This window comes from Methanococcoides sp. AM1, from assembly GCF_900774055.1.
Classification (GTDB): domain Archaea; phylum Halobacteriota; class Methanosarcinia; order Methanosarcinales; family Methanosarcinaceae; genus Methanococcoides.
The window spans coordinates 392,522-405,615 of record NZ_CAAGSW010000002.1; the positions used below are offsets into that span (position 1 = coordinate 392,522).

At 41.6% G+C, this 13,094-nt stretch carries 15 protein-coding genes; 10 read left to right on the forward strand and 5 right to left on the reverse strand.

Features of this window, described 5'->3' with window-relative positions; genetic code table 11:
• Positions 1 to 166 precede the first annotated feature (166 nt).
• Both E7X57_RS04610 and E7X57_RS04615 read right to left on the reverse strand, forming a co-directional pair.
• A complete protein-coding gene (locus E7X57_RS04610; RefSeq protein WP_135611001.1) occupies positions 167 to 523 on the reverse strand; it encodes a hypothetical protein in 357 nt (118 codons plus the stop codon).
• A gap of 24 nt (positions 524 to 547) precedes the next feature.
• Positions 548 to 832, reverse strand: coding sequence for a hypothetical protein (locus E7X57_RS04615; protein ID WP_135611003.1), 285 nt, complete (start codon positions 830 to 832; stop codon positions 548 to 550).
• 88 nt (positions 833 to 920) lie between these two features.
• Between E7X57_RS04615 and E7X57_RS04620 the strand changes: the two genes are divergently transcribed.
• The 10 genes from E7X57_RS04620 to E7X57_RS12715 all read left to right on the forward strand — a co-directional run bounded on the left by E7X57_RS04620 (position 921) and on the right by E7X57_RS12715 (position 8,752).
• Positions 921 to 1,088: an AbrB/MazE/SpoVT family DNA-binding domain-containing protein gene (locus E7X57_RS04620; protein WP_135611005.1), complete on the forward strand. Its 168-nt coding sequence runs from the start codon at positions 921 to 923 to the stop codon at positions 1,086 to 1,088.
• Positions 1,089 to 1,216: 128 nt separating this feature from the next.
• The gene (locus E7X57_RS12390; RefSeq protein ID WP_167880887.1) at positions 1,217 to 1,372 is read left to right on the forward strand and encodes a hypothetical protein; all 156 of its coding nucleotides are present in this window, start codon (positions 1,217 to 1,219) and stop codon (positions 1,370 to 1,372) included.
• Positions 1,372 to 1,656 (forward strand): hypothetical protein, encoded by a 285-nt coding sequence (locus E7X57_RS04625; RefSeq protein WP_135611007.1) that lies wholly within the window; start codon positions 1,372 to 1,374, stop codon positions 1,654 to 1,656. The genes E7X57_RS12390 and E7X57_RS04625 overlap by 1 nt, the downstream gene beginning before the upstream one ends.
• Complete coding sequence (locus tag E7X57_RS04630; RefSeq protein ID WP_135611009.1) at positions 1,653 to 1,883, forward strand: hypothetical protein; 231 nt, start codon at positions 1,653 to 1,655, stop codon at positions 1,881 to 1,883. Before E7X57_RS04625 ends, E7X57_RS04630 begins: the two co-directional genes overlap by 4 nt.
• Positions 1,880 to 2,035: a hypothetical protein gene (locus E7X57_RS12395; RefSeq protein WP_167880888.1), complete on the forward strand. Its 156-nt coding sequence runs from the start codon at positions 1,880 to 1,882 to the stop codon at positions 2,033 to 2,035. The genes E7X57_RS04630 and E7X57_RS12395 overlap by 4 nt, the downstream gene beginning before the upstream one ends.
• 92 nt (positions 2,036 to 2,127) lie before the next feature.
• Entirely contained in the window at positions 2,128 to 4,875 is a 2,748-nt protein-coding gene (locus E7X57_RS04635; RefSeq protein WP_135611011.1) for a phage/plasmid primase, P4 family, read from the forward strand.
• A 173-nt stretch (positions 4,876 to 5,048) separates the two neighbouring features.
• Complete coding sequence (locus E7X57_RS04640; RefSeq protein WP_135611013.1) at positions 5,049 to 5,327, forward strand: hypothetical protein; 279 nt, start codon at positions 5,049 to 5,051, stop codon at positions 5,325 to 5,327.
• Positions 5,308 to 5,481: a hypothetical protein gene (locus E7X57_RS12400; protein WP_167880889.1), complete on the forward strand. Its 174-nt coding sequence runs from the start codon at positions 5,308 to 5,310 to the stop codon at positions 5,479 to 5,481. The genes E7X57_RS04640 and E7X57_RS12400 overlap by 20 nt, the downstream gene beginning before the upstream one ends.
• Before the next feature lie 127 nt (positions 5,482 to 5,608).
• Positions 5,609 to 5,974, forward strand: a complete 366-nt coding sequence (locus tag E7X57_RS04645; protein WP_135611015.1) for a DsrE family protein — start codon at positions 5,609 to 5,611, stop codon at positions 5,972 to 5,974.
• A gap of 1,173 nt (positions 5,975 to 7,147) precedes the next feature.
• Positions 7,148 to 8,752, forward strand: a complete 1,605-nt coding sequence (locus E7X57_RS12715) for an ATP-binding protein (RefSeq protein WP_135611017.1) — start codon at positions 7,148 to 7,150, stop codon at positions 8,750 to 8,752.
• Between the two features lie 137 nt (positions 8,753 to 8,889).
• Here E7X57_RS12715 and E7X57_RS04655 read toward each other — a convergent pair whose 3' ends face one another.
• The 3 genes from E7X57_RS04655 to E7X57_RS04665 all read right to left on the reverse strand — a co-directional run bounded on the left by E7X57_RS04655 (position 8,890) and on the right by E7X57_RS04665 (position 12,901).
• Entirely contained in the window at positions 8,890 to 10,167 is a 1,278-nt protein-coding gene (locus tag E7X57_RS04655; RefSeq protein ID WP_135611019.1) for a multiheme c-type cytochrome, read from the reverse strand.
• Positions 10,168 to 10,607: 440 nt separating this feature from the next.
• A complete protein-coding gene (locus E7X57_RS04660; protein WP_135611021.1) occupies positions 10,608 to 12,641 on the reverse strand; it encodes a heavy metal translocating P-type ATPase in 2,034 nt (677 codons plus the stop codon).
• Positions 12,642 to 12,655: 14 nt separating this feature from the next.
• Positions 12,656 to 12,901: a hypothetical protein gene (locus tag E7X57_RS04665; protein ID WP_210409026.1), complete on the reverse strand. Its 246-nt coding sequence runs from the start codon at positions 12,899 to 12,901 to the stop codon at positions 12,656 to 12,658.
• Positions 12,902 to 13,094 lie beyond the last annotated feature (193 nt).

Below are 13,094 nucleotides of genomic sequence, written 5' to 3' on the forward strand. Positions count from 1 at the left end.
TTTTAACACGGTTTGTTTTATTTTTTGTTCGCTTGTCCCGGTTTCTTTCCAATGTTCGATATGCAGTAAAGTTATTCATACTATTAAATTTTACAAAAATTTAATTGATGATCTCCTCTACTACGATGGGATCTTTGTTAGATGAACAAAGTGATTCATTTCGTAGTTATGCTGTTCTTTTTTCCACGAAGTACAAATGTTGTCTGTCCGGGCAATACATGTCAAGATCTATTTTCATTCTCTGTATTAAATCGCAGCAGTACTTTGATGCGACCCCGAAATACTTCTTCAGAAGTTTGCAGAATTCATCGGTGGTCATGCCATTGTAGACATACCCTTCTAGTTCCAGGAGGATATCCCTGGCCAACTGCTCCTCAGATATTGTCTCAGTGATGGTCACTTCATCCAATGTATGTACGTACTCGTAAGTGGATCCTTTTCTGTATAGATCTTCAGTTACATGCAATCGGATATTTTGATAGTCGGTCTGACCACATTTTGAGCATTTTGTTTTTACATACATTTCCGCGCCCCCACGCTGCAATGGTTATTCTAAAATAATTTCTTTGGATGATATTTTCTTGAACTCGCCTTCGGGTTCAGCTTCACAGATTGATTTGATTAACGAGCGGCCTTCTTCGGTTTGAAGATATGCAACGACTGCTTGACGGGCTGTTTCTTCATCAACTGTGGGCTTGTGCTGATCTGCAAAGTACTCTAGTGCTCGAATAACTGCCTCTGTTGCGGTTCTTGCAAACCCTTTCTCGACCATGAACTCGATGTTTTCAAGTGCATTTTTGGTCAATCTGAATCCCGTCTGTTTTGTAGTCATATCTCTTCGTGTATAACATATGTATAAACAAAAGATATAAATACGTGGTATGACAATGATTATACAATAGCTATACGGAGCATACCCAATGACTGTGAGAAAAATATACTCCAGTAATGAAGGCCGTCTTCTAATCTCTATACCTGCGTTTCTCCGGGACAAATTCAACCTGGAAAAAGGCGATACAGTAGACGTAGACTGCAACAACGAACAGATTATAATCACCCCTATCAGGGAGACTGAAAACAAAGAATAAGATGATACATTAAAGGGATCCCCAGGGCGAACCCCAGAAACCCACAGTAATGACTCGCAATCATATCTACGGTTTCTGGCCTTATAAATGTTCGTTCCTCCGGGATCTGCCCTATGGAGGAAACAGAAATGAGCAAACAAAGATGGATTTGTATGAATTGTGGAAAGTTCGTCTACTTCCCTTCAGTAGACGCAGAGACAAGAGAAACGATCTGCACACATTGCAGAAAGCCAGAATTAGTAGAAGTGCCAGCCGAACAACTGACAGCCGCAGGGGTGGCCTGATGTACATCCCTGTAACCACCTGTGATGATCTGCCTGTATATGCTGATGTCAAGATGCAGATAGTAATGGACGGTGACAACATCACGGACATCCTCAGCTACCAGGTTGATGATTTCGTGATTGAAGATGAGCTTGTGAATGATATCAAGCGTGTTCTGGCTGGTGTTAAAATTGCCAGCTATGAGGATCTTGAAGTGCTACTGAAGGATCGCTTTGGCATCTTTCCTGGATCTTGTCCTGGCCTCATTCATCGAGTTTCATGTGCTGTAAAGGTGAACGCATGAACTCTGATGTGATTGACGGTGATGCTGTCAGAGGCTATATGGACACGGAAATGCCAGCCGTTGTTAAGCATCCCTTGGGTACCACTCCCGTGACAGTGATCTTGCAGAACTACACCTACAAAAATGCAAAGATGGGGGTTGATGGTGGCCAGTTCTATGACATGGATGATCTTGTGAATACTGCATTAGTCCACTTTTTAGCAACCGTTCGGAGGCGAGAACAATGACCGATACTGAGGTTCTTCAACAACACCCACTTGTTCAAGAGTTTGCATCTGCCCATGATGATCCTGAGCTCTATCAGATCATTGAGAAAACTAATCCAACACTCAAGATGCTGGTGGATGTGGCCAGTGAGATCATGGAGGATGATCAATGAGAATGGCTGAGATTGTGCGAGTGTCTGAATGCCTATTTTTTGATAACACCAATGATTCAATATAAACAAGGTAAACAATAGGGAGGTTCAGTGTGGAGGTAAACACGCATCCTTCTGAATTCAAGAGATTTCACTATCTCCTTACTAAGGACCATCCTGATTACGAACCGTTCTATTTTCCTCTGGAACGCAACGGGAAGGATCCACTGAAGAACAAGTCATGGAAGAAGAACCGTAAGACCTACGAAGAAGCCTACAAACTGATGGAGAAAGGCTTCAACATAGGTATTGCAGGGACTGACAAAGACCAACTTGTGATCATCGATGTTGATGATATCAGCCAGGTGGGAGAAATCAAGCCCACGCTGATCAACCAGTCCAGGAAGAGGATTGGACGGCATGGCTTCTATTTCACAGAAGATTCTATAGCTAAATCCATTTTTGATAATTCTGCCAAGCAGAACATCGCTACTGAGGACGCTGGAGAAGTCCGGTCTAACTGGCAGTATGTTGTTGCTCCTGGATCATACGTACCGTGTGCTCCGGAGGAAGTGGAACGCATTCCTGAGTGTGATCGCGAGAATGCTGGATACTACTCCATCATGGTGGAACACAGTGTCAGTTCACTCACCTATGATGAGATTCCAGAGGCCTACCGAACATGCCTGGAGAACAAGCGAGCTTCAGACACTGCAGCTCACCAGAGGAAGGATAAGCGTAGTACTCCGAAAGTAACAGACCATAAGAACAAATCTGCCTTGTGGGATCTCACGATCTCAGAGGTGACGGGGAAGTCTGAACACCCTACAAATCGATTCCCTTCGCTGTTCCACGGGTCAAAGACCTACAAGGACACATCTGTGAGCAATGGAATGCTGCACTGCTGGAGGCACAATGTAAGTCATACTGCGCTCACAACCCTTGCGGTCCTGGCGGGTGTCTCAACATGTAGTACTGCTGGATATGGTCACAATGGCAGTGGCGTATCAGCAGTCAATTTTGATGATGGTGAAGTGATCTACAAGCTCTGGAGATATGCCAAGGATCACGGCTTCATTCCTGATAGTGACCCCATGCCAACAAAGGCCATGGTCTACTATGCTGTAGACAACACGCTCTGTCATCAGAAAGATGTCATCGGTGGATGGAAGCTTCCTCCGGACGTCTACAACAGAGTACTCGAAACTACGGAATTTAACGTTGGCCGAGAACCGCTCAAGAAAAAGATCGGGCAGGCAATATCCGGAGCTGTAAACAACTCCATGCAGATTGCTCAAGCCCTCCAGGAAGAGGTTCCGATCTACTACGATGTGTCGAAGAACTACTGGATGTGGAATCACGATGGTGAGCGATACGAGCGAATCGATGAGACTGAGATACTGTGTCAGATCATGCAAGGCATGGGCATGGATTCCATCTACAGATCTCGCACGAAAGCTGAGATCATGGAGTCCATCAGGATCACTGGCCGAATGCGAAGAGTGCAACAGACTCCGCGAACATGGATCCAGTTTGACAACTGTGTAGTTGACATTGATTCTGACGAGAGGTTCCAGGCTACACCCGATTACTTCTTTGCTGCAAGGATTCCACACCGATATGGTACATCTGAAGATACTCCGACAATAGATCAACTATTTGAAAACTGGGTAGGTCCTGAACGAAAGCAGCTGTTGTACGAGATCTGTGCATACTGCATGTATGATCACTATCCCATTCACAGGATCTTCACGTTGATTGGTCCTGGAGGCAATGGAAAGGGTCAACTCATGGAATTGATCAGGCGATTCATTGGTGCAGACAACTACACGTCTACTGATCTGGACAGGCTATCAAAATCACAGTTCGAGACCTCGAAGCTGTTCAAGAAGAAAGCAGCATTCGTTGGGGAGACCAACTTCAATACCCTCTCCAGAACGAACATGCTCAAGCAATTGAGTGGTGGGGATATCATCAGCTGCGAGTTCAAGGGCAAGGACTCATTCGATTTTGTGAATACTGCAAAGATCATCATAGCCACGAATGCACTGCCAGCGACTACGGACCGTACTAGAGGATTCTACAGAAGGTGGCTGATTGTAGAGTTCAATAACAGTTTTCCGGAAGGGAAGGATGTTATTGATGACATCCCGGAGGAAGAGTATGAAAATCTTTGCAGGAAATGTATCCGCATACTGAATGATCTCCTTGAGAGCGGGTCCTTCACTGCTGAAGGTACGATTGAGGAACGAGCTGCGCTCTATGAGAGGAAGTCTAATCCTGTAAATGCGTTCATTGATGAGAATTGTGTAAAGGACGAGGGGGCGTCAATGCCTACATGGTATCTGTTCGACCGCTATGAAGAATTCAGAGAGAGGGGCGGATTCAGAGAACTTTCGAAGAGAGATTTCACCAAGATCGTTCATGAGTTAGGATACGAGACTAGCAGTACTTCGTTTAGTAAAGAGCAACAGGCAAAGTATAAGAAAGATCCTTCGGCGGACAGGAAAACATGGAGAATTATAAAAGGATTGGATATTCGAGAAGCGGACGATGACGAAGAAGTTACACTTAGTTACACTAATTACGGTACTTCTACTTCTATTTCCCCTAGGGAGAAACAAAGTAAAGATAGTGTAACGAGCGTAACTAGTGTAACTTCGGGTGAGATTTCACCAAATGCTATCCTTGACAATCTCATAATTTCTGAAGTAAAACAAACCTACGAAACGATGCATGTCCCTGACATCAACGAGTTTGTATTAAATTTCTGTAACAAGTATGCGATGTTCAAAGGTTCGATTGTGGGTCAGCGAGTGGAAGAACTTGCACTTGCTGGATTCAGTGGAGGTATTCAGTAATGTCTCGTTTTCAAGTTCCACAAGCCGCTTTTCATGAACGGCTTGGTAGAGGTCAAACTATCGCTTATGATTCAGAATCTGGTAGGTGGTCCTTGTGGAGACCACAAAGGGGGTGTCTACCCGACAGATAACCGCCATCACCATACAAAAAACACCAACACAGGAGGCCTAAATTGACAAAAGAAACTACCACTGACCCCGATTGTCTAAAAAAAATAAACCGTGATGATCTGTTATCCCTTTCGTCCGAGATGATCCAGGATATCTACGACCGTGTCAAAGTCCAGAGATTCAGGGAACGTGAAGGTGACAGTACCAAACTGAAGTATCTCAGGGTTCTTGTGACCGCGATACAGGCTCACAACTCGATACTGAAGGATGACCAACTCGAAGATATCGAAAGCCGGCTGGCAGCACTGGAGGAGAGCAAGAATGCCAACACAAACAATTGAGAATAGGCTCAAGAAGCTTGAAGAGAAGAAGACTGAAACAGAGTCCCCGGGAGTTTACATCTTTGATCCGGAGGAAGGAATTCCTGAAGAGGTCCTGGCTAGTGGGAAATATATGGTCTATTTACCAGATAATGGGAGGGATAAGATCGAATGAGTTGAGGATATGTTCTCAAGACCTTATACGAAAAGCAACACTATGGCAAAATGCCATCGTCAATGAATACGCTTAACTAATATTCACTACAAACATGATTGCTGAAGTACACGGGCACGGAATACATATGACAGAAGTTACAAAAGTATTACTACTTCTCAAGAACATGGTCTACGAAAGTACCAGCCCCATGGAAACCCTTCGTTTTGCGAATTACTATTGCAACAAGGGTCTTGATGTGATAGTTATCATATTCGGTCCGATGGGTGTCCTCCTTGGGAAAGCTAATAAATGCGGGTCTCCTGCATACGATGAAAAGATAAAAAAATGCATGGAGCTGGGCGTACAATTCAAGTGCTGCAAACTTGGAGCATCAATTATAGGAATGAAAGGGGAAGAGCTTATCCCTGGTATTGAACTCATCGAGTCGCATGAGATAGCAGAAATGCTTCTGGAATACTGTAGGGAAGGACAACTGATAGTTACACTATGATGTGATTTGTGGTGTCCTCAAAACTGAATAGTACATAAGGCTGACCTGCTGAGGGAGTGCTACAAAGGCCTTGATCTAAAGCAGTCAAAGATTGAGCAGGATAAATCCACCCATCTCGACTACCTGAAATTCATTGCAGATATCCAAGGGCTGAAGAAGCAGAAAGTCGAGCATTCCGGAAGCGTTGAACAGACAGGTGGTGTAGTCGTCTACTTACCTGATACTGGCCGTGAAAACACAGAAGCTTCACAGTAATTTCTATTTTCGATTCGATTCAATTCGGATTATTTTTTGATGCACAATGCCAGTCCACTGCGATTTCATCCTTAAAGTCAAGTCGAATCATTTACAATGTGAGCTGCTTAATTCGGTTCGAATTATATTCGAATTTGTATCGGTATATCCCGGTATATTTTAGGGTATGTACTGCCACACCATCATGTTTTTAATATTAAATTCGTCCCGGTATAGTTATGCAGTTGGTTCGCACCGGTCCGCGTGATTCGAATCAATTTTATTTTATAATGCGAATTGTATTTTATTTTAGTAGGCTGGTGTTTCTAGATTTAACTGTCTAAAAATTGGCCCCTAGGCAAACCGGCCAGACACCTTTTTGATAAAATCGACTTTTTAATATTTTAATTTGTTAACGGCGTTAACATTGAAAACTAAAAAGGAACCCTGATTATTGTAATATTTCGATTCTGTGGTTTTGCCTAGGTCAAAATGAGAGACATAGTAATCAAGTCTTAATTTGTAGCCCAAAAAAGTAACGATAGGTACAGCAGAACTTCCAAGATATAAATGATATCGTGTAAATATTCCATATTATAATTTCAATTGTTTTTCCTGACGGCCCAGTCCACGCCTGTATGTATAACATCCACACGTTCTGATGTGGTCTGTTTTAACTGATCGTCACCAAGTTGTTCAACTATACTTCCGTTTACAGGCTATAGCACCTGTTGCAAATGCAACAAAAGTATAAAACATGAAATCTATAATATAATTATAGCAGCAGCCATTCGGTCTGGATGTTATATTGTAGTTGTAAATTCGGATTCCCTCTAAATTTACAACTAATGAGTAAACTGTTTGTGGGAAAGGTTTGCTCTCACAATAAATGTAAATTGAACTTCTTAATGAGCTGAATAAGGTTAGGGGCATCAAGCTATGAAGCTTTTATCTAATCTCATTACAATTCCAGAAAACAGAGTCACAAGTCCGCGTCGAAGTGCATTACTCGGTGCACTGGTAGTTCTGTTACTACTACTTCTCGTGTGGTGGCAGGCTGGACTTTGGTATGAAGAGCAATTGCTTACTGATCAAAGAACTCAGGAGGCAATCGACCTAACATTACATGGAAATGCATTGTCAGCTGGCCTTACTCATAGATTTGCCATACTTGAAGGGTTAGTTACATTCGTTCACTTTGATCCATCAGAGGAAGCTCTAGATGATAATTTCGATGATTTTACAGGTGGACTTTATTCTAGTACTGAAGGAATTCTTTATTTTTCAGTAGCTCCAGCTGGAGTTCAGAGTTATGTCTATCCTCTTGCTGGAAATGAATATGTACTTGGACATGACCTCATTAATGAAGATGGTTCTGACTTGAGTATTGACGTACAGCGTGCAATGCAAACTCGTCAAGTTACTTTAAGTGGCCCATATGAGTTGCAACCCGATGTTCTAGGCATGGTGGCAATAAACTCTATCTATGTAAATGATACCTTCTGGGGACTGGCAACCATGGCTGTAGATATGCCATTTATTTTTGAAGAAGCTGGGCTTGTTCTGCCAGGCCATCCTAATATTGCAATAAGGGATGATGCGAATAATGTATTCTATGGAGGGGAACAAGTCTATGAGAACAATCCTGTCATACAACGTATTGAATTGCCTGATAGTTACTGGGAATTGGGGATAATTCCTACAGCAGGCCACACTGCTATTCAAGATAAAATTCTTGTATTCAAGGGTGCAGGTTTGATTATTGTATTGCTGCTAACTATGTTAACGTATATGGGTATTAATCGTCAGGCAATCTTGACTATTGCAGTTCAAGAGCGCACTGAAGAACTATCAAAAGCAAACGAGGAACTAATCTCACTTACTGATATGAAGGATCTCTTCACAGACATCATGCGTCACGACTTGCTCAATCCTGCAAATATTGTTAGAGGTTATACTGATGTTCTAGTAGATATGGAAGAAGAGGAGAATAAAATTCAGATTATCCAGACGATTAGGCGCAATAACGAAAAATTAATCGATATGATTGAATCTGCATCTAAATTTTCAAAGTTGGAAAGTCTTGAAGAACTTGAATTTGAAAAGATGGATATCGGAGATATTATTAAAGAAGTCGTGGAAAACTTCGAACCGCAACTTGAAGAGAAACAGATGGTTCTTGAGTTTGCAGCCAAAGAATATAATGCAAATGCAAATCCAATGATAGAGGAAGTATTTGCGAATTTACTATCCAATGCCATTAAGTACAGCCCTTCAGAGAGTAAGATCATTGTAGATGTACTCGATGCAGGAAATTACTGGAAAGTAACAGTGACAGACTTTGGAGAAGGTATCGCAGATGAGGATAAACCAAAGTTATTCGAGCGGTTCAAGCGTGTAAACAAGAGCGGTGTTAAAGGAACAGGGCTCGGGCTTGCAATCGTTAAAAGAATTATTGATCTGCATGGAGGGACTGTCGCCATCGAAAATAATCCTGCAGGGCAGGGAAGTGTTTTCTGGGTAACTGTGGAAAAGTCACAATAACATAAGTCCTGGATCCCTCCGCATTCCTTTTCATTTTTTTGCAAAGTCAATTCTTCAGAGGCAATGGCTTAAGGGGCTTCGGAACATTCTAGCAGGCATTCCCTCTCCAAAATTCATATAAGACGTTTTTTATCTCTTCAAATTCTTCTAAACATACATCCAATTATCAGCACTGCAACTGCAGTGATCACTCCGAATCCAGGAGTTTCTTCTGGAGTTGTTGGAATCTGTATATCCTCATGTTCCACATTGTGATTTATTACAAATGGTGTTGTTTGAGCAGCCCATGATATATCTTCGTCTTCATGGCAGGACAAGCAGGCATACTCCAATGTAATGTATGGATTTGCATATTCATTACCATCTTCTTGGTCAATATAAATGAATTCAGCATCCACGCTGGTATTGATTCTGAATATGTGCGAACTTACATCTGCCACATAGGGAGAGGTGTTAACTGCAGATTTGACATTCTTTGGCATGTGGCAGTCAACACATTCCGCCCCTACGACTCCCATCACCGAATTTTCATATATTTCCGCAGCTTCTATATGACAATCCTCACAATGTGTAATTATCCCAAATTCTTCTATCTCGTTAGTAGCACCTTCATGAACGGGGTTGTGTGGATTATGACACACGACGCAACTTAGAGTAGACATATTTCCCGATGCTAATAGTTCCTGGTATTGCTCGTGGTGTCGAACAAATGTTCCGCTTGCAGGAATTTTGTCATCTTCAGCTCCACGCCTGTGACATTGACCACAGAATGAAGCACTTTCATTCACAATGATTGAAACACCCCTAATCCCTTTCTCTGCCACATGTTCGCTGCCTGCCCCATGACACGCTTCACATTGGATTCCCCTGAACTCCCATGAACCATTTATTCCAAGGAGGTCTTCCATTTTCTCATCATAAGATACTCCAGTGGTATGGCATTTCTGACAGTCGTATTCAAGTAGCTCACCTGCATGATAATCCACCCATTCATCGGTTTCAATGTTATATTGATTCGAACCGTTGATCTCTAGATCATCTCCAGTTTTTGTTATGATGAATCCCTGGTTGTTCATGTACCTGGCTTTCCAACCCCATCCTCCGATTACATAAAGAACATCATTTTTAGTATAACCCTCTGGCATTGGCAGATCAGGTCTAATTTCAAGAGCTTCATCTGGAGTCATGAGCTTATATTTATGACCTGACGTTTCCCATTCTCCATATATATCCTGATGGCAGACTTTGCATTCATCAGCTCCAATATATGTAGCTCCTTCGACAGGCATTACCACCGCCGTTTTTTGGTCACCTATGACATAGGTTTGCGCTGTTACTGCTATAGAAAGAATAATGACAATCGTGAATGAGATTATAATTACTGATAATAATCTATTGTGTCCTTTAAGTTTCATTTAACCCACCACTTGTATTTTGCCACTCGTATTATTCGATCTGCTCTCGTATCCTTGGAATATGAGGTCAGAAAGCAAAGTTAACATAATATCATTAAACTTCAATTGGGATAAAGAATATGATGAACTATAACTACAATCAGCAATGCTAAGCAAGCGAGTATATAGATAACACCAATAATTTTCCGATCTCTTGGATTAGTTATAATTTTTTGATACATTTTCATGACTAAATTCCAATGAAGATACACGTGAACTAAAATTAAACCAAGTAATAGCAAACCCAAATAGAGATGGATATCCCCAAATAAATGCATTTCAAGTAGTAAAGAAAGCCCGATTCCAACTAATGCCATGAGAACCAAGAACATCAAAGCTTCAATAAGAAAATTAAGTTTCATCTCCTTTATAGAATCTCCCCCCTTACATTGAATTTTATTTTACCCCATCTTCAGCGACTTTGCATTTATGGATACTATGACTGTGCTAAGACTCATAAGAACCGCTCCAGCTGCAGGACTCAACAAGATTCCATAGCTAATTAAGACTCCAGCTGCCAAAGGAATTGCAAAGGCATTATAACCCGTCGCCCAGAGAATATTCTGAAACATCTTCGAGTAAGTTTTCTTTGAAAGAAGAATTATGTCAATTGCATCCCTGGGATCGCTTTTTACAAGAATTATGTCTGCACTTTCAATAGCCACATCTGTTCCAGCTCCTATAGCAATGCCTACATCTGCCTGAACAAGAGCTGGAGCATCGTTTACCCCATCTCCAACCATGGCTACAGTATATTTTTTCTGAATTTCTTTTATGGTCTGGGATTTTTCATGAGGTAAAACTTCAGCGAAGTAATCATCAAGTCCGATTTCTTCAGCCACCCATTGAGCAACGAAGCGATTGTCACCTGTGAGCATCATGCACTTAATGTCCATAGACCTGAGTTTCTCAATAGCCTCTTTAGATTCCTTTCTTATAATATCTGCAAGTCCCACTGCACCCAATGGTTTATCACCTTCAAGCAAAAATACAACGGTTTTACCCTGCTGTTCTATTTTCTCGATTTGATCATTTTGAAGATCGATTCCATTTTCTTTAAGGTACCCTGGACTTACTACTTTCAATCTTCTTCCCTGAATTGAACCTTCAACACCTTTTCCAGGAATTGATCTGAAATCTTCAACATTACCTGGTTCAAGGTTTTGTTCTTTTGCACTGTTTACAACTCCAAGAGCAATGGGGTGCTCTGAGTCCGATTCCAGAGAAGCAGATAATCTTAGAATTTCATCTTTATCTGTATCTGCAAGAGGTACTATGTCTGTGACTCCAAACTTACCTTCTGTAAGTGTTCCAGTTTTGTCAAAAACGATTGCCTGAAGATTCCTTGCTCTCTCAAAAGCCTGCCTTTCTCTGATCAGTAGACCCGAGCCTGCTGCCAGAGATGTGGATACAGCAACAACAAGAGGAATGGCCAAACCCAAAGCATGTGGACACGCTATAACCATAACAGTAACCGCTCTCTCAAGAGCAAAAACAAACTCCTGGCCAAAGGATAACCATGCCACAAGGGTCAACGTACCAACACCTATGGCTATGATTGTAAGCACCAAAGCAGCTTTGTTTGCCAGATCCTGCGTCTTGGATTTGCTTTCTTGTGCAGTCCTAACAAGCTCAATGACCTGATTTAGATATGTATCCTTTCCAGTTTTCTTGACTTCTATATGCAGGGATCCTTCTCCATTAATAGCCCCGCCGATAATTTCATCCCCACTCTTCTTAGATACTGGTTTGGATTCTCCTGTCAGCATTGCTTCATTAACACTGGTCTCTCCTTCAATCACAACTCCATCAATCGGGATCTTCTCACCAGGTTTGACAAGTACTCTGTCTCCAACCTCCAGTTCATCCACACGGATATCGACTGTCTCTCCGTCTCTTATAAGATGAGCTTCGGAAGGCATTATCTTCACAAGTTCTTCCAAAGCCCTTGAAGCACCTAGGACAGAACGCATTTCAGTCCAATGACCCAGAAGCATGACATCTATTAGTGTAACCAGTTCCCAGAAGAAGAACTTCCCTGGTAATCCAAAAACTACTGCAGAACTGTAGAAGTAGGCCACACTTATGGCAATTGCAATAAGTGTCATCATACCTGGCTGTCTAGTTTTTAGTTCGTTGAAGATTCCTTTAAGAAAGGGGTGCCCCCCATAAAAGTAAATTACTGAAGATAATATGAAGAGGATAAAAATTGAACCAAAAAACTTAATCTCAAAACCTAAAAATGATTGTATGGCTGGTGATAGAATCAGAACAGGGAATGTAAGAATTAGTGAAACAATAAATCTCTTTTTGAAATCTTCCATCATCATAGCGTGATGACTTTTTCCTTCATGCTCCATCCCGTGCATTTCATGCTCATGAGGCATTTTTTCATCTGGTTCATGATTTCCTGCAGACTTCATTTCATGGTTCATTCCACACACCCCGATCAAGCAAATTTATTATAGAAGATTCCGAACAAATATGCAAAAATGAATGAAATGATTGCAGCTTCAACCATTCCAGCAATTATACCAGTTGGATCCAGCGAGAAGAACGTATGCCATTGTTGCATCATCTCAACTGCACCCGTGTACATTCCTAAATTTCCAAGTATTCCAAGTAAAAGCATTACTATTGCAGCAACGATTGCTGCAGCTAAACTAAATGCTAATGGCTTTAATTGTTGTGTCATTTATTTCCCCCACTTTAAATGATGAACTTCATCTGGAATTACTGAAACATAGTGTTTCAGAGAGTGTATTTGCAACAAATATGTCCCACCATACTTGCCCTATTATTACACCATAATCATATTTCATTTTGACTTATATAAACTAATCAGTAAGCGTTTGTAATTCAGTTCTACAAAAGATGAAAAGGAATAA

What these genes read in the sequence shown, in the direction of transcription:
- E7X57_RS04630 (WP_135611009.1), top strand. Translation starts at nt 1,653, where the DNA reads ATGAACTCTGATGTGATTGACGGTGATGCTGTCAGAGGCTATATGGAC.
- E7X57_RS04615 (WP_135611003.1), bottom strand. Translation starts at nt 832, where the DNA reads ATGACTACAAAACAGACGGGATTCAGATTGACCAAAAATGCACTTGAA.
- E7X57_RS04660 (WP_135611021.1), bottom strand. Translation starts at nt 12,641, where the DNA reads ATGAACCATGAAATGAAGTCTGCAGGAAATCATGAACCAGATGAAAAA.
- E7X57_RS04610 (WP_135611001.1), bottom strand. Translation starts at nt 523, where the DNA reads ATGTATGTAAAAACAAAATGCTCAAAATGTGGTCAGACCGACTATCAA.
- E7X57_RS12400 (WP_167880889.1), top strand. Translation starts at nt 5,308, where the DNA reads ATGCCAACACAAACAATTGAGAATAGGCTCAAGAAGCTTGAAGAGAAG.
- E7X57_RS04645 (WP_135611015.1), top strand. Translation starts at nt 5,609, where the DNA reads ATGACAGAAGTTACAAAAGTATTACTACTTCTCAAGAACATGGTCTAC.
- E7X57_RS12395 (WP_167880888.1), top strand. Translation starts at nt 1,880, where the DNA reads ATGACCGATACTGAGGTTCTTCAACAACACCCACTTGTTCAAGAGTTT.
- E7X57_RS04665 (WP_210409026.1), bottom strand. Translation starts at nt 12,901, where the DNA reads ATGACACAACAATTAAAGCCATTAGCATTTAGTTTAGCTGCAGCAATC.
- E7X57_RS04620 (WP_135611005.1), top strand. Translation starts at nt 921, where the DNA reads ATGACTGTGAGAAAAATATACTCCAGTAATGAAGGCCGTCTTCTAATC.
- E7X57_RS04655 (WP_135611019.1), bottom strand. Translation starts at nt 10,167, where the DNA reads ATGAAACTTAAAGGACACAATAGATTATTATCAGTAATTATAATCTCA.
- E7X57_RS12390 (WP_167880887.1), top strand. Translation starts at nt 1,217, where the DNA reads ATGAGCAAACAAAGATGGATTTGTATGAATTGTGGAAAGTTCGTCTAC.
- E7X57_RS04625 (WP_135611007.1), top strand. Translation starts at nt 1,372, where the DNA reads ATGTACATCCCTGTAACCACCTGTGATGATCTGCCTGTATATGCTGAT.
- E7X57_RS12715 (WP_135611017.1), top strand. Translation starts at nt 7,148, where the DNA reads ATGAAGCTTTTATCTAATCTCATTACAATTCCAGAAAACAGAGTCACA.